This window comes from Natrinema sp. SYSU A 869 (assembly GCF_019879105.1).
Lineage (GTDB): Archaea > Halobacteriota > Halobacteria > Halobacteriales > Natrialbaceae > Natrinema.
The window spans coordinates 1895490-1915320 of sequence record NZ_CP082249.1 but is presented as its reverse complement, the minus strand read 5'-3'; the positions used below and the strand labels follow the sequence as shown (position 1 = coordinate 1915320).

General features: G+C 60.6%; 18 protein-coding genes. 7 read left to right on the top strand and 11 right to left on the bottom strand.

Annotation, left to right across the window (positions count from 1 at the left end; translation table 11 throughout):
* The first annotated feature begins 214 nt into the window (after positions 1 to 214).
* Positions 215 to 1726 (top strand): aldehyde dehydrogenase family protein, encoded by a 1512-nt coding sequence (locus tag K6I40_RS17650; RefSeq protein ID WP_222920286.1) that lies wholly within the window; start codon positions 215 to 217, stop codon positions 1724 to 1726.
* A 68-nt stretch (positions 1727 to 1794) separates the two neighbouring features.
* On the opposite strand, the gene K6I40_RS17645 is transcribed toward K6I40_RS17650, so the two are convergent.
* Positions 1795 to 2448: a 4-vinyl reductase gene (locus K6I40_RS17645; RefSeq protein ID WP_222920285.1), complete on the bottom strand. Its 654-nt coding sequence runs from the start codon at positions 2446 to 2448 to the stop codon at positions 1795 to 1797.
* A gap of 377 nt (positions 2449 to 2825) precedes the next feature.
* On the opposite strand from K6I40_RS17645, the gene K6I40_RS17640 reads away from it, so the two are divergent.
* Positions 2826 to 3254 carry a 30S ribosomal protein S12 gene (locus tag K6I40_RS17640; protein ID WP_004267302.1) on the top strand — a complete coding sequence of 143 codons (429 nt, stop codon included), beginning with the start codon at positions 2826 to 2828 and terminating at the stop codon, positions 3252 to 3254.
* A 2-nt stretch (positions 3255 to 3256) separates the two neighbouring features.
* Positions 3257 to 3865, top strand: coding sequence for a 30S ribosomal protein S7 (locus K6I40_RS17635; RefSeq protein WP_222920284.1), 609 nt, complete (start codon positions 3257 to 3259; stop codon positions 3863 to 3865).
* 441 nt (positions 3866 to 4306) lie between these two features.
* Here the strand turns inward: K6I40_RS17635 and K6I40_RS17630 are convergent, their stop codons facing one another.
* The 3 genes from K6I40_RS17630 to K6I40_RS17620 form a co-directional block, all read right to left on the bottom strand.
* On the bottom strand, positions 4307 to 6172 hold the full coding sequence (locus K6I40_RS17630; protein ID WP_345779442.1) for a hypothetical protein: 1866 nt from the start codon (positions 6170 to 6172) through the stop codon (positions 4307 to 4309).
* A 285-nt stretch (positions 6173 to 6457) separates the two neighbouring features.
* On the bottom strand, positions 6458 to 7153 hold the full coding sequence (locus tag K6I40_RS17625) for a hypothetical protein (RefSeq protein WP_222920398.1): 696 nt from the start codon (positions 7151 to 7153) through the stop codon (positions 6458 to 6460).
* A 176-nt stretch (positions 7154 to 7329) separates the two neighbouring features.
* A complete protein-coding gene (locus K6I40_RS17620) occupies positions 7330 to 8085 on the bottom strand; it encodes a DUF5781 family protein (protein WP_222920282.1) in 756 nt (251 codons plus the stop codon).
* Positions 8086 to 8348: 263 nt separating this feature from the next.
* On the opposite strand from K6I40_RS17620, the gene K6I40_RS17615 reads away from it, so the two are divergent.
* Entirely contained in the window at positions 8349 to 10535 is a 2187-nt protein-coding gene (locus tag K6I40_RS17615) for an elongation factor EF-2 (protein ID WP_222920281.1), read from the top strand.
* A gap of 378 nt (positions 10536 to 10913) precedes the next feature.
* Here the strand turns inward: K6I40_RS17615 and K6I40_RS17610 are convergent, their stop codons facing one another.
* Together K6I40_RS17610 and serS are read right to left on the bottom strand one after the other, a co-directional pair.
* The gene (locus K6I40_RS17610; RefSeq protein WP_222920280.1) at positions 10914 to 11060 is read right to left on the bottom strand and encodes a hypothetical protein; all 147 of its coding nucleotides are present in this window, start codon (positions 11058 to 11060) and stop codon (positions 10914 to 10916) included.
* Positions 11061 to 11198: 138 nt separating this feature from the next.
* The gene (gene serS / locus K6I40_RS17605; protein WP_222920279.1) at positions 11199 to 12578 is read right to left on the bottom strand and encodes a serine--tRNA ligase; all 1380 of its coding nucleotides are present in this window, start codon (positions 12576 to 12578) and stop codon (positions 11199 to 11201) included.
* A gap of 126 nt (positions 12579 to 12704) precedes the next feature.
* Here serS and K6I40_RS17600 point away from each other — a divergent pair, with 126 nt between their 5' ends.
* Positions 12705 to 13913, top strand: coding sequence for a TrkA C-terminal domain-containing protein (locus K6I40_RS17600; protein ID WP_222920278.1), 1209 nt, complete (start codon positions 12705 to 12707; stop codon positions 13911 to 13913).
* A 279-nt stretch (positions 13914 to 14192) separates the two neighbouring features.
* Here the strand turns inward: K6I40_RS17600 and K6I40_RS17595 are convergent, their stop codons facing one another.
* The 4 genes from K6I40_RS17595 to K6I40_RS17580 form a co-directional block, all read right to left on the bottom strand.
* Complete coding sequence (locus tag K6I40_RS17595; RefSeq protein ID WP_222920277.1) at positions 14193 to 14774, bottom strand: magnesium transporter; 582 nt, start codon at positions 14772 to 14774, stop codon at positions 14193 to 14195.
* Positions 14774 to 15349, bottom strand: a complete 576-nt coding sequence (locus K6I40_RS17590) for a magnesium transporter (RefSeq protein WP_222920276.1) — start codon at positions 15347 to 15349, stop codon at positions 14774 to 14776. The genes K6I40_RS17595 and K6I40_RS17590 overlap by 1 nt, the downstream gene beginning before the upstream one ends.
* Positions 15350 to 15485: 136 nt before the next feature.
* Positions 15486 to 15923 (bottom strand): fluoride efflux transporter CrcB, encoded by a 438-nt coding sequence (crcB, locus tag K6I40_RS17585; protein WP_222920275.1) that lies wholly within the window; start codon positions 15921 to 15923, stop codon positions 15486 to 15488.
* Positions 15920 to 16333: a CrcB family protein gene (locus tag K6I40_RS17580; RefSeq protein ID WP_222920274.1), complete on the bottom strand. Its 414-nt coding sequence runs from the start codon at positions 16331 to 16333 to the stop codon at positions 15920 to 15922. Before K6I40_RS17580 ends, crcB begins: the two co-directional genes overlap by 4 nt.
* Before the next feature lie 229 nt (positions 16334 to 16562).
* Between K6I40_RS17580 and K6I40_RS17575 the strand changes: the two genes are divergently transcribed.
* Positions 16563 to 17486: a cation diffusion facilitator family transporter gene (locus K6I40_RS17575; protein ID WP_222920273.1), complete on the top strand. Its 924-nt coding sequence runs from the start codon at positions 16563 to 16565 to the stop codon at positions 17484 to 17486.
* Here the strand turns inward: K6I40_RS17575 and K6I40_RS17570 are convergent.
* Complete coding sequence (locus K6I40_RS17570; RefSeq protein WP_222920272.1) at positions 17483 to 18637, bottom strand: HAMP domain-containing sensor histidine kinase; 1155 nt, start codon at positions 18635 to 18637, stop codon at positions 17483 to 17485. The two genes, K6I40_RS17575 and K6I40_RS17570, sit on opposite strands and share 4 nt — an antisense overlap.
* 148 nt (positions 18638 to 18785) lie before the next feature.
* On the opposite strand from K6I40_RS17570, the gene K6I40_RS17565 reads away from it, so the two are divergent.
* Positions 18786 to 19703, top strand: a complete 918-nt coding sequence (locus tag K6I40_RS17565; RefSeq protein ID WP_222920271.1) for an MBL fold metallo-hydrolase — start codon at positions 18786 to 18788, stop codon at positions 19701 to 19703.
* Positions 19704 to 19831 lie beyond the last annotated feature (128 nt).

Here is a 19831-nt window from a genome sequence, read left to right as displayed (position 1 = left end):
GTGGGAACAGCAGATATCTTTGTCTCTGGTCTGCGTCGGCAAATTTGGAATCATCGCATAGATATTATATAATATCTATATATAGTGGGGGTTTAAAGGGCGGAAAGTAGCACACTCGTACCTTCTGCGGACTGTGGGGATAGCGGTTAGTTGTTATTACTCGTGAATGTAATAACCAAACCAATAAGCAGATTCCACCAAGAGGAGGATCCGTATGACGGATGGAAGCAAGTTATCTGCCGAAGAGAGAGACGTGGACGAACTCGATATCACGCCGGAAACCGGGTGGAACGCGCTGTATCTCGACGGAGAGTGGATTCCAGCTGGCGATCGGGACCGAATCGATGTCGAAAATCCCGCGACACGGACGACGCTGACGACGGTTCCCTCGGGGACCGAGGACGACGTCGACGAGGCATATACGACTGCGGAGGAGGCCCAAGAGGAGTGGGGGGAGCGACCCCCGCAGGAGCGTGCTGCGATCGTCTCCGAAGCCTGTGAGTTACTGGGCAAGTACGCCGACGATCTCGCGACGCTGTTCGCGGTTGAGTGCGGCGGGGTCCAGCTAAAAGCCGATTTCGAGACCCAGCTCGCACAAGGCACGATGGAGGTTGGCGCTGGACTGGCGATGCGCGACGGCGGCCGCCGCAAGGACTCGGTCACGCCCGGCAAGGAGAACCTGCTTGTACGCGAACCGGCCGGCGTCGTCGGCGTCATCACGCCGTGGAACTTCCCGCTGTACCTCACCAGCCGAGTCGTCGCGCCCGCCATCGCACTGGGCAATAGCGTGGTAGTAAAGCCGGACGAGCACACTCCGATAACGGGCGGGCTCGTGCTCGCGAAGGTCTTCGAGGAGGCCGGCCTCCCGGACGGCGTCCTGAACGTCGTCCCTGGCTACGGCCACGAGATCGGCGACCACTTCTCGGGACATTCGGTTCCGTCGGTGATGTCGTTTACCGGTTCCTCGGAAGTGGGCCGAGGCGTCGGCCAGCGTGCCGTCGGAGCGTACACGGAACCCGCGCTCGAACTGGGCGGGAACAACGCTCACGTCGTGCTGTCGGACGCCGACCTAGAGCGTGCGATCGACGCCGGCGCGTTCGGATCGTTCACCCACCAGGGACAGGAGTGCATCTCAATCAACCGCCACCTGGTTCACGAATCGCTGTACGACGAGTACGTAGCGGGGCTGGCCGACCGCGCCGAGCAACTCCCCATCGGTAATCCGCTCGAGGAGGGGACGCTGGTCGGACCGGTCATCAACGAGAGCCAGCGTGACAAGATCGTCGGGTTCGTCGAGGAGTCGATAGAGCACGGCGCGACGGTCGAGACTGGTGGCAACCACGATGGCCTGTTCATCGAACCCACGGTGTTATCGGACGTCACCGGTGATATGCCGGTCGCCTGTAACGAGCACTTCGGGCCGGTTGCGCCGGTCATCCCCTTCGAGACCGACGAGGAGGCGATCCGGATCGTCAACGACACCGAGTACGGCCTGTCTGGATCGGTTCATTCGACGGACGTGGGGCGGGCACGTGACGTGGCCGACGCGATGGAGACGGGCATGGTCCACATCAACGACCAGCCGTTGAACGACGAGCCGCACGTCGCATTCGGCGGTGTCGGTGCGTCGGGCATGGGCCGGTACAACGACGAGTGGATCATGGACACCTTGACGACGTTGAAGTGGATCTCGATCCAGCGCGAACCCCGTGAGTATCCGTACTGACCGGGCGTTGCCCTCGAGCTCCGGAATCGTTTCGAACGTCTCTGACACCGGTCACGGTGTGACTGCGATCAGATCCACTTAATGCGGTACTCACAGCGCTGATCGCCGTCCGACCGACACTGGTCGCCGACTTCCTCGACCTCGACGGGGTTGTTAGCGAACTTCTTCGCGACGCCCCTGATGAGTCCCTTATCGAATTCACACGGATAGGGATTCTCACAGACCATCACTCCCTCGTTCGGTCCCTCTTTCTGGAACTCGTAGGATCCGATTTCGCTGCCGCGGTGGTTCTGGTGATACGCCGTATCGATCGCCCGTAACGCGTTATCGACCTCGGAAAGCTCCGGCGGAAATTCGACGTGTTGAGGGACGTTTTGCCCCATATTTTGCATTCTGACGGAACCATACTCATCACGCATATCGTACAGCATGGCAAGCGGGATTTCGAGCGGGTACCACTCGTCAGACTCGATGTCCTCGAGCCCGTGTTCGGCGAGTTTACTGGTGATCTGTTTCCCTACGAACGACGAGACTGATTCGCCTGCAGCAATGTACGAAAGGGGACTCCGACCGATTACTTCCGCGTCCTCGAGCGATCCATCGAACCCGATGCGATCGTCTACTGTCGGCAACTGTTCGCTGGACTGAGACTTCTCGCCAGAACCCCCGATGAGTCGCTTGAACCAGGATGTAGTAACAAACACTGTATCGATTGTAGCCATAACGAATACAGAATGTAACTCTCCTATTTAATAACTTCTAGTTACGTATGCGATCTGATAGCAGGAGTCGAATCATCGTTCTCGGGGCAGAACGTTCAGCGAGAGACGGGAGTATGTCGACCGCCCCTTGCGATAACTGCCCGCCAATTCATTAAATCCGTAAGCATGACCAGTTGCAATTCGCCATCGAGCGGATCACTCACATATAAAAACTCATGTTTGGTAGCTATCGTGGTGGATCGGCGCGACAGCCCGAGAGCTGTTACTTGGTTATGAAACCCGCTCAGATTCCTTCGTCGGCCCTCATCGAGTGCTCTCGAGCCGTAACGCCGACTCGAAACGGGTCGCTTAAGTGCCTTCGTCGGATAGCGACGCCCATGGCAAACGGCAAATACGCCGCGCGCAAGCTCAAGAAGGACCGCCAGAATCAGCGGTGGTCCGACTCGGACTACGCGCGCCGCGCCCGCGGACTTCGCGAGAAGTCTGACCCCCTCGAGGGTGCACCCCAAGCTCGCGGTATCGTACTCGAAAAGGTCGGCATCGAAGCCAAACAGCCTAACTCGGCAATTCGGAAGTGTGTCCGAGTGCAGCTGATCAAGAACGGCAAGCAGGTCACCGCGTTCTGTCCCGGTGACGGCGCAATCTCGTTCATCGACGAACACGACGAAGTCACCATCGCCGGGATCGGTGGGGCCAAGGGTCGTGCGATGGGTGACCTCTCCGGTGTCAACTACAAGGTCGACAAGGTCAACGGCGTCGCCCTGAAGGAACTCGTTCGCGGAAACGCAGAAAAACCGGTGCGATAATCATGGCGGCAGAAGATCAACCGGACCCGGACGCCCCGGCCGGTGGCGCAGACGTTTCGGCGAAGCTCTTCGGCACGTGGGAACTCGGCGAACTCGAGTACGCCGACCCCTCGACCGAGCGCTACATCACGGTGACCCCCGTCGCTCACACCGCGGGTCGCCACGCCGGCAAGCAGTTCAAGAAGTCCCAGATCTCTATCGTCGAGCGGTTCATCAATCGGCTGATGCAGACCGAGGAGAACACGGGTAAGAAGCAGAAGACGCTCAATTACGTTCGTGATGCCTTCGAAATCATCCACGAGCGGACCGAGGACAACCCGATTCAGGTGCTCGTCACGGCCGTCGAGAACGCGGCCCCGCGAGAGGAGACCGTCCGCCTGAAGTACGGTGGCATCTCGGTGCCGAAGGCCGTCGACGTCGCCCCGCAGCGCCGCGTCGACCAGTCGCTGAAGTTCCTCGCGGAAGGCGTCTACAACGCCTCGTTCAAGACCACTACGGACGTTGAGGAGGCCATCGCCAACCAGCTTATTGGTGGGGCCAACTACGATGTCCAGACTTACGCGGTCAGCCAGAAAGAGGAGAAAGAGCGCGTCGCGGCAGCAGCTCGCTAACGCGATTCGCTGATTCGTTTTTCGGCTGTTTTCTCGCGCGTACTAGTACGTTTTACTATGTTTCTCGGACTATGATCGACTTTCGCACATCTCTATTCATCCTCCTGAATAGGTATTGGGTCCGCTCGGGCGACTCACGGTAGTTCAGACTACCATGACTAGGGATATAGATAGAAATACTCGGTTCGGTACTGCTCTTGACTCTTTGACCTGAACTTAATAAACGATGAACAATAATTTACCATGAATTCTCTATAAGATATATTAGAATACTCTTATTAGTATATCAACAGATATGCTGTGTGTACCATGACGGCTATTACAGAATACTTGAAGAGTCACCCGCGAATGGTCGGCGTCCTGTTCACGAGCCTGTTGTTACTGGCACAGGCTGGAACGGTCGCAGCAACGAACGGCACTTTATTTGCTGGACCGTAACAATCAGATTCCCTCATCGAGGAGGTCCTTACTCCATTCAATTTTTCCGTCCTGTATAACGGGGAATAGCGCCTCGTCAAGGAATTCAGTGAGTTCTGAGTCAGTCACTGAAATCTGTCCTGTCTTCCTCGGAAGCACATAATATGATCCCACTGAATCAATGTGTGGAGAAAACACACTTCCTCGTTTCACATTTGCTGACGTGTACAGATTCATATCCATATCAATGTCTCCTTCCTCATGTGATAGTACACATGAATTCGGCATTCTCGTTTCGGATTGTGCGATTGTCGTCCTCCCACTACCGACCATATGGTACTGTTGCCCAACGATATTCTCTTGTCGGACAACATCTAGCGCCCCATAGAGTGGGAAGCCGAGATTCAATAACCGGGCGATTTGAATTCCGACACTGACTGCACCGCTATTGACAACATTACCGAGAGTCACGATACCACCAATACTTCCGGTCTCAACGAGGCGTAATCCCTGATCGTGCGACTGGCATGCGTTTAAGAGGAATGCTTTTGCTCCGACGGTGTCAACCGTTGCAGCGTCCAGTTTCCCGTCCGAACACTGGAACCCGTCCGCATCTATGTGTCCGATATAGTGAAGGAAGTCACTCTTACTAGCGAGAACAGCCTCGAGACTGTCCATCGAGAGATCATAGTGGACTGTGGTATCGAATGGAAGTTCTTCTCGAGTTCCGTACGTACCGTTAACACTTTCGAGTTCTTCGCGCATATCTGGGTCGTTGCAGATGACCTCGATCTCGATTGGCCCGTCTTTCGGCGTACGGCCGATCGTATTCTGGTATGCTGCCAGTGGGGTAGTACTCGTAATTTCGGCGTCCCCAATACCCATCCATGATTGCTGGATTGTGGGTAGCTGTGGAGAGTTTGCGGATCTGGCTACAGTCGTGTTCCCGCGGATAGAACGCGACTGTGTACTTCGGTCAAAATCGGATCGAGTAAAATCCTCGATCGCCTGCTCTACGACTGGATCTGGTAGTGTCGGTTCCGTATTATCTTCCTCAACGCTGACGATTGCGAGATCGTTGGCAATGAACGGGAGGAATTCGATGTGATCCGGTGTCGGCTCACATCGGGTTTCGAACCGCCAGTATGGGAGATACGGTTTCACCGTCGCATACGATACGTTGAGATAGGTTTCAATTCGTTCAGCGAGGGATTGGCCATATGCCTCGGTAACGTCGAAGTCGAGTGCTGGTTCTGCCACTTGCCGTTCATGTAACGGGAGAGGTGTCTTCCCCTCCGTCCGAACTATACAATCGAGAAAGAACACCTGTTTCAGTACTCGCCGTACCGACGATTCAAAGCCGTCTGAATCATCGAGTGAATAGGCGTACTCTTGGTCGGTGACTATTTGCGGGCTTGAACCCCGCGTTACGTCTGCACCGAGGTAATAAGCGAGTGGTGTAGCGACGAACACATGACGGAGTGTCGCGGGGACTTCGATCTGAATGTTCTGTTCCGTCTTGTCGAAATCAGCTGGAACGTGTAATTCATCGCCAAGCTCGAGACGCGGTGGATGGCCTCGGAGTGTCGAATAGGACCGTTCAGGTGCTGTCGTCTTCAGTGCCGACCCAAAGGCAGACACTGCCGCCATGACATCTGTGGGCTCTGCTGTCGTCGTGATCGTCGTTGCTGGCCGCTCGTGGAACGATCGTGCGCCGAGAATCACGTTCGTACGCTCTCCGAAATCGACGTACGTCTGCTTGCTATCGGACCAAATCTGTACCGGACTATCGATACAAGCATAGACTTTCAAGGGACCGGATAGATCCAGCGTGTACTCGTCGGGTCGGAACTCTGCTCGTTCGGCTGGGCTCACATCTGCGAGCATCATTCCGTCCGAGTCGCGGACGAAAACACCTTCAGTTGACGGCAGTTTGATCGAATTGGTTGTAAACTGTACTATCGATTCAGTTGGAAATCCAACCTGATCAGCAGACGCTGACTCGAGTGAAACTGGCCCGTTTATCGTCAGCCGATATCGATGGCGTTCGATCGGATCGATAATTTCGATTCCCCCTTGTGTCGACTTAAATATCGGTTTCATGGAGACAAATACGCCGGTCTGACGGCGCGTGGAACCGCTCGTGGTGTTCGTTGGGCTGAAACGGAGACTGTCCTAATTCTGGTCCGCCGAGAGCCAGCCGGAGCTGTGGGTCCTGTCGCCGATGAGCCACCGCTCCTGAGAATCGCCGTTCCGTTCCCGAAGCTCGACAACGATGTCGAACAGCGGTGACAGCGTTGGGACGATCCTGGCGTCCCGTTCAACCGGGAGCTGATAGTGTGACATCCCGCCGATGTGCTTCGTTCGTCCGTTGATTAAATGCAGGAATTTGAAGACGCGTTGTCTGCCGTACTCTTCGAGCAGCGGGAGCAACGAGTCGATCCCCACTCTGAGTTCGGCCGGTTCGAGCCCGTTGGTCTCAGTTTCGAAGGACTCGATCGCGCTCGAGATGGCCATTCCGAGGTCGATAAGTGTGTCGACCTCAATCGTTTCGGGCTCGATCGACGGATCGGCTCCGATACTGCTTGCAGCGACGCTCCGAGCCTGAGCATCGTAGCTGATGACCGAGAGCGTCTCGGACCGCTGATCGTCGAACCGCGAGACGCGGTGTGGGCCGCCGGTCGTCGAGACGAGGATGCGCCGCCGCACTCGCTCGGTCTCACAGCCCATCAGTCGGTGACAGGCGTTCCGTCGCTGGCTTGGTCGAACGGAACCGACGACGAGAACGCCTGCCCCCTGTCGTTTCAACTGTGAGAGTTCCTCGGAGAACCCGTCCTCTTTCGTCCCCGCGCAGTCCGTTCCCGAGTGCATCGCTAGTATGTTCCACGGGTTCATGCCCTCAACCAATAAGAGTTCGGGTTGAACTGTACTGTCTACGGACTCGAGTAGCCCTATTTCGGGACCTTCGATTCTCGGTCGGGTTTGGCATTTGCGACTCCCGTCTCGCCGAACTGTCCGCCGGGGATACCGATTCGGTGGTTGTCGATTTAGTCTGCGGCGCGACTCCCTCTGCCAACGTACGAGCGCGTCGCGTCGACGAGCACCTGTCGATAGGTGCTCGTGTCGGGTTCCCGTGCGAGTTCTCGGAATCGGCATTTGAACCCCTCGAAGTCGATTTCGGGGGCGTCCATCGCGGCCGCGTGTGCGAGGTCATACAATCGATGGTCCTCATCGACGAGGTCGTGTCGCTCTGCGAGCGCCAACGCGAAGGCCGCGTTTACCGCCGTGATCTCGGGATCGGCGCTCGCAGATAGTCGCTCGAACCCGGGGCGGGACGGCGTCTCGGGCCGATCGGCGACGGCCGCCGCGAGGCTGGACTCGAGAAACGAGAGCAACTTCTCGCCGGGCCCGACCGAGAGCGTGATATCGTCGGCGTAGATGTCCTTCATGTGGTTTGCAATCTGATAGCAGTGGGAAAGCTTGCGCCGTTCGACGCTCTTGCCGGCCAGCGCGAGGTAGAGGACTTCTTCGGTGGACTGGATGTGGGAGGGGTGTTGCTGTTCGTGGCGGGCCATGTGGGCGAACTCGTGGAGCGCGAGTTCGCGGGCCATGGCTGACGAGGCGGCCTGTCTCGAGATGTTCAGGACGTGATGATCGTCGTAGTGGGCGGCCCAGGTCCGTTCGTCGGGATCGTCCTGGAGGGTGACGTGGACCGGCAGCGAGAGATCCTGTTCGGTTTCGAAAAGGTCGCGGGCACTGAGGAATGGAGAGGTCGGGCCCGGTCCCTGCATGCGGATATCCATGTGTGGCCCTAGCAAGAGGCCGACGGGATTTGACTCTTTTGTGCGGTTGCACGCGGATGAACCGCGAGTTTGAGACATCGGATTGATCGCTCGGCAACGGTCGTGAGCCCGGACGTAGGCCTCGTGCCCGTCATCCCGCCCAATTATGAGACTCGTTCACTCACTCAAATTGGATATTCCAGCGTTCGGACGGGGAAAGACGACGAATTCCGGCGGCGACGAAACACTACCCTTTTGACCCCGCTGGCGGTATTGGGGGATATATGGGCCGACGCAAGAAGATCGTCCAAGAGTGTGAACGGCTGATGGACGACCCGGAGAACATCCGGAACATCGCCATCGCCGCTCACGTTGACCACGGGAAAACAACCCTTACAGACAATCTGCTGGCTGGTGCCGGCATGATCTCCGACGAGACTGCCGGTGAGCAGCTCGCGATGGACACCGAAGAAGACGAGCAGGAACGCGGGATTACCATCGACGCGGCGAACGTTTCGATGACTCACGAGTACGAGGATCAGAACCACCTCATCAACCTCATCGACACGCCGGGCCACGTCGACTTCGGTGGCGACGTGACGCGAGCGATGCGCGCCGTCGACGGTGCGCTCGTCGTCGTCGACGCCGTCGAAGGGGCGATGCCCCAGACCGAGACGGTGCTACGCCAGGCACTCCGCGAGGGCGTCAAGCCGACCCTGTTCATCAACAAGGTCGACCGCCTCATCTCCGAGCTCCAGGAGGGGCCCGAGGAGATGCAGGAGCGACTCCTCTCCGTCATCCGCGACGTCAACGAACTCATCCGCGGGATGACCGAGGACATGGACGATATCGACGACTGGACCGTTTCAGTCGAAGGGGGAACCGTCGGCTTTGGGTCCGCACTGTACAAGTGGGGCGTCTCCATGCCGTCGATGCAGCGTACCGGCATGGACTTCGCCGAAATCATGGAACTCGAGCGCGCCGACAAGCGCCAGGAGCTCCACGAGCGAACGCCGCTGTCGGACGTCGTGCTCGACATGGTCTGTGAGCACTTCCCAAATCCGATCAATGCACAGCCCCGTCGTATTCCGCGCATCTGGCGTGGCGACGCCGAGTCGGAACTGGCTGATTCGATGCGCCTCGTCAACGAGGACGGCGAGGTCGTCCTGATGGTTACCGACATCGCGATGGACCCCCACGCCGGTGAAGTCGCATCCGGCCGCGTCTTCTCCGGGACCCTCGAGAAGGGACAGGAGCTCTACGTCTCCGGGACTGCGGGCAAGAACCGCATCCAGTCCGTCGGCGTCTACATGGGCGGTGAGCGCGAGGAGGTGGACGAAGTTCCTGCAGGGAACATCGCCGCCGTCACCGGTCTCAAGGACGCAATCGCCGGTTCGACCGTCTCCAGTACCGAGATGACGCCGTTCGAGACGATCGAGCACATCTCCGAGCCGGTCATTACGAAGTCCGTCGAGGCAAAGAACATGGACGACCTGCCGAAGCTGATCGAGACGCTCCGACAGGTCTCCAAGGAGGACCCGACGATCCAGATCGAGATCAACGAGGAGACGGGCGAACACCTGATCTCTGGACAGGGTGAACTCCACCTCGAGGTCATCACCCAGCGTATCGAGAAGAATCAGGGCATTCCGGTCAACACCGGTGAGCCGATCGTCGTCTACCGCGAGCAGCCCCAGGAGCCCAGCGACCAGGTCGAGGGCATCTCGCCGAACCGTCACAACCGCTTCTACATCTCCATCGAACCGATGACGGACGACCTCGTCGAGACGATTCAGCGCGGCGAGGCCTCGATGGACATGCCCGAGCAGGATCGCCGTGAAGCCCTGCAGGAGGCCGGTATGGACAAGGATACGTCCCAGAACGTCGAGCACATGCACGGGACGAACATCCTCATCGACGACACGAAGGGTATCCAGCACCTGAACGAGACGATGGAACTCGTCATCGAAGGCCTCGAGGACGCCCTCGACAACGGTCCACTGGCAAACGAGCCGGTGCAGGGGACGCTCATCCGTCTCCACGACGCGCGACTCCACGAGGACACCATCCACCGCGGTCCGGCACAGGTCATCCCCGCGACCCGGAACGCGCTCCACAAGTCGCTAATCGACGGCAAGATCAAGATGCTCGAGCCGATGCAGGACGTTCGTATCGACGTGCCCAACGACCACATGGGCGCTGCATCCGGCGAGATTCAGGGTCGTCGTGGCCGCGTCGACGACATGTACCAAGAAGGCGACCTCATGGTCGTCGAGGGCATCGCACCCGTCGGCGAGATGATCGGCTTCGCGAGCGACATCCGCTCCGCGACCGAGGGTCGTGCCTCCTGGAACACCGAGAACGCCGGTTTCGAGGTCATGTCCAACTCGCTTCAGCGTGACAAGATCATGGAGATCCGCGAGCGCAAGGGTATGAAGCTCGAGCTGCCGCCAAGTATCGACTACATCTAAGCGGCGCGCCGTCTGCCGTCGCTCGAGAGAACAGTATTCTCTCGTCACTGACTGAACCGAAATCGCAAACGCACAGCGTTCGTGCGTGTCGCGAACTGCCTCGTTGCCGGATATTTCATCCTGAAGCGCCAATGTATTGTTCAGCGGTGGCTCGAGACCCAAAACCGGACAAACTCACAGGTATACTGTCGTCGGGACTATCAAAGACGCACGAAATGCGGCCGACCGGGTCAGTGGGCACGATGAGAATGGGAACAACGGGCGCGAAACGCGTTCGAAGCGTGAGTTACTGACGACCGTTCAGATTCCGTTTGCGAACCGTGTGCCTTCTTGTTCCTGTCGATGCTGTTTGACTCGAGATAGTGGGTCTACCGGCCGTCACGCCGTCAGGACCTTCATATAGAAGGGGACGATCACGAGGAAGACGAACAACGCGACCCACCACGGAAACAGGACTAGTGCGCCGACGACGAACAGCACCCCGATGATCGATGCGATCACTTTTTGTCGGAGATCGATGTACATACGTGTCAACTCTGTCTCTGAGAGATAGTAGTTTCGTTGACAGTGGGTGAACACGACTCAAGTAGCCGACTCGACTCTACTGTCGGAGCAGCCCATCGTTACCGAACCGCCGATGAATCGGCGAATGACGAGCGTGCGCTACTCCCGATCGCCGGCTCCGAGCGCGCTCTCGCCGACCTTCTCGTGGCCCTTGATGACTTCTTTCCCGCCCATGTACGACTGCAGCGGTTCGGGAATCGTCACCGTGCCGTCCTCGTTCTGGTAGTACTCGAGGATCGCCACCATGACCCGGGGAATCGCGAGCCCGGAGGCGTTGAGCGTGTGAAGGTAGTCGGCTGACTCGTGGCGCTCGGGCCGGTAGCGCAGGCCGGCGCGTCGCGCTTGGAAGTCCTCGAAATTCGATGCGCTCGAGACCTCGAGCCAGCGGCCGCCTTCCTCGGGGCCCTCGTCCATGTCGTCGCCGGGGGCCCAGACCTCGATGTCGTAGGTCTTGGCGCTGGCGAAGGTCAGGTCGCCGGTACAGAGTTCGAGGATGCGGTAGGGGAGTCCGAGCCGTTTGAGGACGTCCTCGGCTTCCGTAAGGAGGTTCTCGAGGCGGTCGTAACTCTCCTCGGGTTCGACGAAGTTGACGAGTTCGACCTTGTTGAACTGGTGGACGCGGACGATGCCCCGCGTTTCGGTGCCGTGTTCGCCGGCCTCGCGCCGGAAGTTCGGCGTATAGGCCTGGTGTTTGAGCGGGAGATCGTCCTTCAGGAGGATCTCGTTTGCGTACATGTTGGTGACCGGCACCTCCGCGGTGGGACAGAGCCAGAGGTCGTCGTCCTCGTAGTCCTCTTCGTTGCTGCCGCCCAGTCGATAGGCGTCGTCGGCAAACTTCGGGAGCTGGCCGGTGCCGCGCATCGAGGCGCTCTTGACCGGGACTGGCGGGAACAGGTCGACGTACCCCTGCTCGCGGTGGATGTCCATCATGAACTGGATCAGGGCGTGTTCGAGCTGTGCGCCCTCGCCTTTGAGGAAGTAAAAGCCAGAGCCGGTCGTCTTGGCGGCGCGTTCCTCGTCGATGATGTCCAGCTCCTCACCGAGTTCGTAGTGGGGCGTGACCGCGTCGGGCAGCTCGTGGGCGTCGTCGAATCCCCAGCGTCGGTCCTCGACGTTGTGACGTTCGTCGACGCCGAGCGGGACGCTCTCGTGGGGGAGCTGTGGGATCTCGAGCATTCGTTCTCGGAGCTCTTCCTCAAGGGCCACTCCCTCCTCTTCGACCTCCTCGATCTCGGATTTGAGCTCTCGCGACCGCTCGAGCGCTTCCTCGCGTTTCTCGTCTTTCCCCTCGGCGACGAGCTCCCCGATCTTCTTGGAGACCTGATTGCGGTCGTGGCGCAGGTCGTCGCCGCGGGCTTTCAGTTCCCGCCAGCGTTCGTCGAGTTCGAGTAGCTTGTCGAGATCGACGTCGGCTCCCCGGTTGTCGAGGGCGTCGCGTACCTCGTCGGGATTCTCGCGCAGATAGGTCCGGTCGAGCATTGGTATTGATCGTCCGTTCTTTGCGCCCGGGCAAAACCGTGTCGGAAGGCCGCGTCGTCCGACCACTCGATCGAGGCCGCCCTCCAGCGGGAAACGCTTTTTCCGCGGGGAACCTACTCTCGAGGTATGGACCCGCTCGAGGGCGAGACATCGTCGGCTCCGATCGAGTACGAGCCCGTCAGCGTCAAGGACGTACTGGTGGAGATGAAAGACACCGCCGAGCTGTTGATCGACCTCTCGTACTCGGCCGTGCTTCACCAGAGCGAGCAGCTCGCGACGGAGGTCCTTCGTCTGGAAGAGCGGATGGACATCCTCGAGATGCGAGCGCGAATGAGCCTCCTGATGTCCGCCCGGAAGCCGGCCGACGCGGAACAGCTCGCACCCGTTCTGGGGATCGTCGGGGCCGCAGACGGGATCAGCGACGCCGCCGGTGACATCGCGAAGATCGTCCTCGAAGACATGGGCCTCCCCGAGGCGATGCGGGCAGCGCTGCCCGACGCCGCGGAGGCGCTCCTCCGGGGCGTCGTCACGGCGGACTCGTCTTACGCCGGCCGGACGCTCCAGGATATCGACCTCGAGTCGGAGACGGGTGTGCGCGTGATCGCACTCCGGCGGGGCAGCGACTGGCTGCTCAATCCGGGGCCGACGACCCGGGTCGAGGCCGACGACGTCGCGCTCCTCCGGGGCCCCGAGTCGGCGATCGGCGACGTCTGCGAGGAACTGACCGGAGAGGTCTACGAGGCTCCCACGGCGGAAACGCCGGATATCGACGACTTAGAGCGCGCCGTGGACACGATCATCCACATGAAGGACTTCTCCGAACTGGCGGTCGATCTGGCCTACAGCAGCGTGCTGTTCGACAGCGAGGAACTCGCCGAGGAGGTCCGCAACCTCGAGGTTGAGGTCGACGCGATGCAATCGCGCTTCGAGGCGTGGACGCTCCGGGCGGCCGCGGATGCGCCAGATCCGGTCGTCCTGCGCGGGTTGATCCAGTTGGGGAGCTGCACGGAGCGAATCAGTGACGCCGCGATCGAGATCAGTGAGGGCGTCCTCCGGGACATCGACGTCCACCCGGTCGTGCAGGTGGCCGTCCAAGAGAGCGACGAGATTATCACCCGCGTCGAAGTCGACGAGGGGAGCGACCTCGACGGCACCGCGGTGACCGCCGGCGTTCCCGATGCCGATTCGACGATGTCCGTGATCGCCATCCGCCGGCCCGACGAGGGGTGGCTGCTGGTCGCGGATGCTGACGCGGAACTGCGCGGCGGCGACGCGCTCATCTCAAAGGGGACCCGGACGGCTGCGGCAGCGTTTCAGGACCTCGCGTCCGCATAGTGCAACGCGGTTCGTCGCCGTGACTCGCCTCGATCCGTTCGCTCTTTAAGTGATTCTGGTCATAAGGTGGAGATATGACGGGAGGTCGTCCGTTCTCGAATTCTCATATCCAGCAGTCCCATCGATAGTCGTCCCAGTTCGCGATGGGCCTCCTCCCCGACCCGGCCGATCATCCTTTAAGTGCTTCTGGTCACAAGGTGAAGATACGACGGGAGAACGGTTCTGTCCCGAGCCAACTAGTACCGCCGAGACGTACGTCTCTGCGTTTTGAAGCGCCCGTTAGTTCAGGACGACGATCGCGACTCCCGAGAGGACGATCACGCCGAGGATGTCACAGACGTTCGTGACCACCGGGATCGTCGTGTCGTCCGGGTCCAGTCCCTGCGTGTAGGAAATGTAGGTCGCACCGATACTGAGAACGATCGCGATCACGGCCAGAAGCATACCGCTGACGACCGAGATGAGCATGAGATCGACCAGTGCCATCGGTTCGGCGATAACCTGCCCGACGACCCAGGCGGCGACGCCTAGCGACGAGAATATCGTCGCTGCCAATCCCATGATCGCCAGTATGTTCGTCCATAGCACCTCGTCTCGAGGATCGAACTCGAGCAGGCCTAGGTGGAGCCGCGTCGAGAGCCGCGAGGAGAGGATCGCACCGAGGTTGCCGCCCATTCCGATCATCACGGGGACGAGCACCAGCAGCGTCGGATTGGAGAGGTAGGTCTCCTCGAGGAACTCGAGGACGTAGCCCGACCCCATCTCGAGCATCGAGAGGACGAGCAGGATCGGAAACATCGTGGCGACGATGTTGTGGATCGACCAGGTGTCGAGCGAGTCGTCGGGCTCCGTCGCTGCCATCAGAAGATCCCTCCGACGACGGTGATCGCGACGAAGAGGAAGACGACGCCGAAGATGTCGCCGAGTGTGGTGACGATCGGGCCGATCAGGTTGTCGGGATCGAGCCCGTACTCGTAGCTCGCGAACACCAGCGCTAACAGTCCGAATATGAGGGTAAACGAGGTCAGAACGCCGGAGACCAGCATGATCCCGACGAGTTCGATGAGTCTGGCCGATTCGCGACCGAGACCGTGCAGAATCCCCCACGAGAGGACCGCGATGACGACCGAAATCCCGATGCCATTGATAAACGAGGCGGCGACGGCGTTGACCAGCCGCCGGTCCCACGAGAACTCGGGGTCGATCATCCCCTGGTGGAGTCCACTCGAGATGCGCGCCCCCATTGCGCCGTAGACGTTCCCTCGTGTCGCGAGAAAAGCGGGGAGTAACAGTAACAGCCCGGGAAATCGCTCGAATCCTTCGGTCATCCCCTCCGATCCGAGGACCGATCCGGCGAAAATCCCGCCGGCGAGGCTGACCACGAGGATCGGTAGTGACTCGCGGTAGATTCGCCACGCGTCTTGGCGAGCCTCCATACTGTCGTCTCACGGAATCCGAACATAAACCTACCGCGGGTCGAACGCGAGCTGATCGCTTGAGGCTGTGGTGATTGGTACCACTAGTGACGGGCTGCTAATGGGTCTCGATCCGGGTCCGATGGCGAGACCAGTTTCAGAGAGCGACAGCGACGAGCCCCCATGCGAGACCGATCGCCGCGAGCGAGCACGCGAGATTGGCTGCAGCGTTGCCGACCGCGAGCGCCCGATCGCCGCGCTCGTACAGCCAGAGCGTCTCGACCGAAAACGAGGAAAACGTCGTGAACGAGCCACAGATACCGGTCCCAACGAGTCGGATGGCTGATTCGCCCGCGCCCGCGAAGACCGCGAGACCGAAGACGAAACTGCCGACGACGTTGACCACGAACGTTGCCAGCGGGAATCTCTCGCTCGAGGCCCCGCTGGAAACCCGCTGGGAGACCCAGTATCGGAGGATCGCACCGATCGCTCCGCCGGTGCCGACGACGTGGGCCGGTTCGGGGTCGACGGTGACGGCCGCTCGAGCGAGCAGTCGGCCGATGCTGATGCTCTCGAGAAGGAGCGGTGTACTCACGCGGTCTCACCACCGGAAGGCTCATCCCGCGGAGCGCCGATCCGACGCGCGAGCGCCCGTCCTGCGAGCACGCTGATGAGTCCGAGTCCGTAGTTTGCGGCGACGATGCCGCCCAGTGCGAGCGGACTCGCTGCGAGCGCGGTCTGGAGCGCGAACGTGCTGTAGGTCGTCAGCGAGGAGAGAAACCCCGTCGTGAAGACGAGCCGGGTCCGCGAGGTCAGGTGGCCCGCGTATTCGGCTTCGTAGACCAGGAAGGCGAGGACCGCGCTCCCGACGGCGTTGACCAGAACGATCGACGACACGTCAGGAAGCAGTCCCATCGCGAAGAATCGGAGATTCGACCCGGCAAAGCCGCCGACGGCGATCAGCGCGAGCGTCTCGAGGCGAACGGGCGGATGTGTGTCTGCCATGGCTGGGAGTCATGCAGGGACCGTCAGCCGGACGACGCTCGGCGTGTCTGTGCTCGATCCAGACGTTGTCGATGTCTCGCCCGGCGGTTGGGTCAGGTGGGCCCCATCGCCCAGTCGTCTCCTCCCTCTCATGGGCCCCCAATGAGGGTTGTGATCGGTGTCCCGATGACGGCACGCGCCTCGAGCAGGAAGGAAAAGAGCCAAGGTTAGACTGCCTCTAAACCGAGCCATGTCCGAAGAGGGTGGCGCGGACGGCGGCCGGCGCGGGTTCGCGCGGGCGTCGTGGGCGAACGTTCTCGGCAACGTCGCCAAGATCGTCGCCGAGGGCAGTGCGGGGCTCGCGTTCGGCAGCGTTGCCTTGCTCGCTGACGCGGCCCACTCGCTGGCCGATCTCGTCGCCAGCGTCGTCGTTCTCGTCTGGGGGCGGAGCGCATTCGACGAACCCGACGACACGCATCCCCACGGTCACGACCGGATTGAGCCCCTGACGGCGCTGTTCGTCGGGGCCGTCATCGCGCTTCTGGGACTCAATTTGCTCTACCGATCCGCCGAAGGGCTCGTGTACGGAACCGATATCGAGTTCAGCGTGTTGCTCCTCGCGGCGCTCGGATTCTCGATCGTCGACATGTATCTGGTCTATCGCTACACCGTGGAGATCAACGAGTACCTGCAGTCGACCGCGCTCGCGGCGCTTGCAAAGGACTGTCTGAACGATATCTACACCTCGGTCGCCGCCATCGTTGGCGTCCTCGGCGTCTTCGTCGGCTATCCGATACTCGATCCCGTCGCCGGCGGCCTCGTCAGCCTACTGGTCGTCTACCAGGGCATCGAGATCGGCAAGGAGAACGTCGATTACCTCATCGGTGCCGCACCCGGCCCCGAGAAGCGGCGGGAGATCACGACCGCCCTTCGGGGTCATCCGGCCGTCGCGGGCGTCCACGATCTGACCGTCTTCTACGACGGCACCGTCCTCGAGGTCGAAGTTCACGTCGAGGTCGACGGCGACATGCCGTTCCGGGAGGCCCACGATATCGAATCGGAACTGGTCGATCGCCTGCGTGGTCTCGAGGACGTCGGTGACGCACATGTCCATCTCGACCCCTCGGGAATCGGCGAGTGGAAGGAGTCGTCCGACGAGTTCGAGAGTCGTTAGTCGTCTGTCGATTCGTCGTCCGCGGTGGTCGACGCGTGGGGCAGCGCGACGACGAAGACGCTCCCGTCGGATCCGGTGTCGGCGAGGTCGACGGTGCCGCCGTACCTGTTCGCGAGGATGCGAGAGAGGTAGAGGCCGAGGCCGTGGTTGGTCGACTTGCGCTCGAACAGTGACTCTCTGTCTTCCGCGGAGATGCCAGGACCGTTGTCGGCGACGGTGACAGTGACGGTCTCGGGTCGCTCGTCGACGGTCACACGGACGTGCGGCATCTCGCTATCGTTGTGTTCGATCGCGTTCTCGAGGAGGTTCGAGAAGATCCATTTGAGCCCCTCGTTGCCGCTGACCCGCGTCGCCTCAGGGAGGTCGGTGTCGATGACGGCCTCGTCGAAGCGGGTGCGGCATTCGGCCACTTGTTCTTCCAGTAACGCGGTGAGGGCGACGACTGAGCGCGTGTCCGGCTCCCGATTCGCGTCCAGCATCGCTCGAATGTCTTCGATGACGTCGACGAGCTCCTCGCTCTCGCGTTCGATCGTCTCGAGGCGGTTGTGAACCCGATCGTCATCACACTCCGCGTGCAGTAGCGATGCGTGGCCGCCGATGATCTGCGAGGAGTTCAACACCTCGTGTCGGAGGAGATCATTCAGGTACATGAGCAACTCGCGCTCGTCCGCGAGTTGTTCGGCGCGGACGGTGGCGGCCGTCGCCTCGACCTCGCGTTGGATCGCCCGCGCTTCGACGTAGCCGATGGCGAAGCCGCCGATCGCACCCGCATTGACGGAGAAGTGCGCCCAGGAGATGTTTCCCGCCAGACTATACCAGGGAAAGAAGACCATTATCAAGAGGTTGACAGTCAGAAATCCGACTGTCCCACCGACACACCACTGGAGAATCCGAACGTACCGGCTCGTCTCGATGCCGCTTCGTTCGAGTCGGTAGCCGCCCCAGATCAGCCCGAGGGCCGGCCCGCCAGTGAAAGCCGCGCTGAGCAGAAGGCCTGGGACGTCGATCATCGCGGCAAATGTGACCGTCCAGACGACGAGAGCGAGAGCCGAGAGTCCGCCGAACCCGCTGACGATCCGGGGCACATACTCCTGTTGGAGCCACAGTTGCGGTAGCTCGGGGCGAGCGCTGTCCGGCGTGTCGTGGCTCATGTCGGCTCGAGAGAAGGGTGTGGTTCGAAGACGATTCGAGTCATCTATCGTGTGCAAGAGGATGGGGTGTAAAGTCTGTAACGGCCCTCACCTCCGGGCGGGTCGCCGCGACGCGAGCTTTTATCCCGCCTGCTGACGGGCTTCCGATATGGAAGTCGGAGACGTCCGCAAAGTGGCTACCGGCGACTGTTCGGACCTCTACTATCTCGACACGGGAATGTACGACACGAACGAGTACGGTGCCGTCTACATCCTCGACGACGACCGGCCCGCCGTCGTCGACACCGGTATCGGTACTAACTACGACCTGCTCCGTGAGGCTCTCGCCGAGGTCGGCATCGACGAGGACGACCTCGAGGTCGTCGCGGTGACCCACGTTCACCTCGATCACGCCGGTGGTGCGGGCTTTCTCGCCGCCGACTACCCGAACGCCGACGTCTACGTCCCCAGTATCGGGGCCGATCACTTGGTCGATCCCTCGCGTCTGGTCGCGGGAACGAAGCAGGCTGTCGGCGACCAGTGGGAACATTACGTGGAGCCGGAGCCGATCCCTGAAGAGCGGATCGTCGAGATCGAAGACGGCGACGTCATCGACCTCGGTACACACGAACTGCGAGTCCACGGGGCACCGGGCCATGCCCCCCATCAGGTGGTCTTCGAAGACCCCGCGAACGATGTGGTCTTCGTCGCCGACGCCGCCGGGATCTGGGTGCCTGAGATCGAAGCGATCAGAGAGACCTCACCGCCGTCGAACTTCGACCTCGAGCAGTGCCTCGAAGACCTCGAGACGCTGAAAGAGATCGATCCAGACGTGTTCTGCTATCCCCACTTCGGGCCCCGCTATGTCGGCGACGATGTCGAAGCCGCCCTCGAGGAGTACGCGACGGTCCTCGAGGAGTGGGTTGACGCGGTCGCGGCGAAACGCCGCGACCTCGAGGACGACGCGGTGATCGAGCACTTCGCGGACACGTCCGAGATGACTGGCGTCTGGGGTGACGAGAAAGCGAGCGAGGAGGCGAAGTTGAATACGCGGGGCGTGCTGGGCTATCTCGACCATCGAGAGTGACTGAACCGTGAGCCAGTATTGGGCGGACTGATCGAGCCGCGACCCGTCCAAGAACGGCCACGACGACGATCACCGTCCGAGTCTGTTCCGTTGAACGCCCGGCACCCCTCGAGCGTTTTTCGACGGTT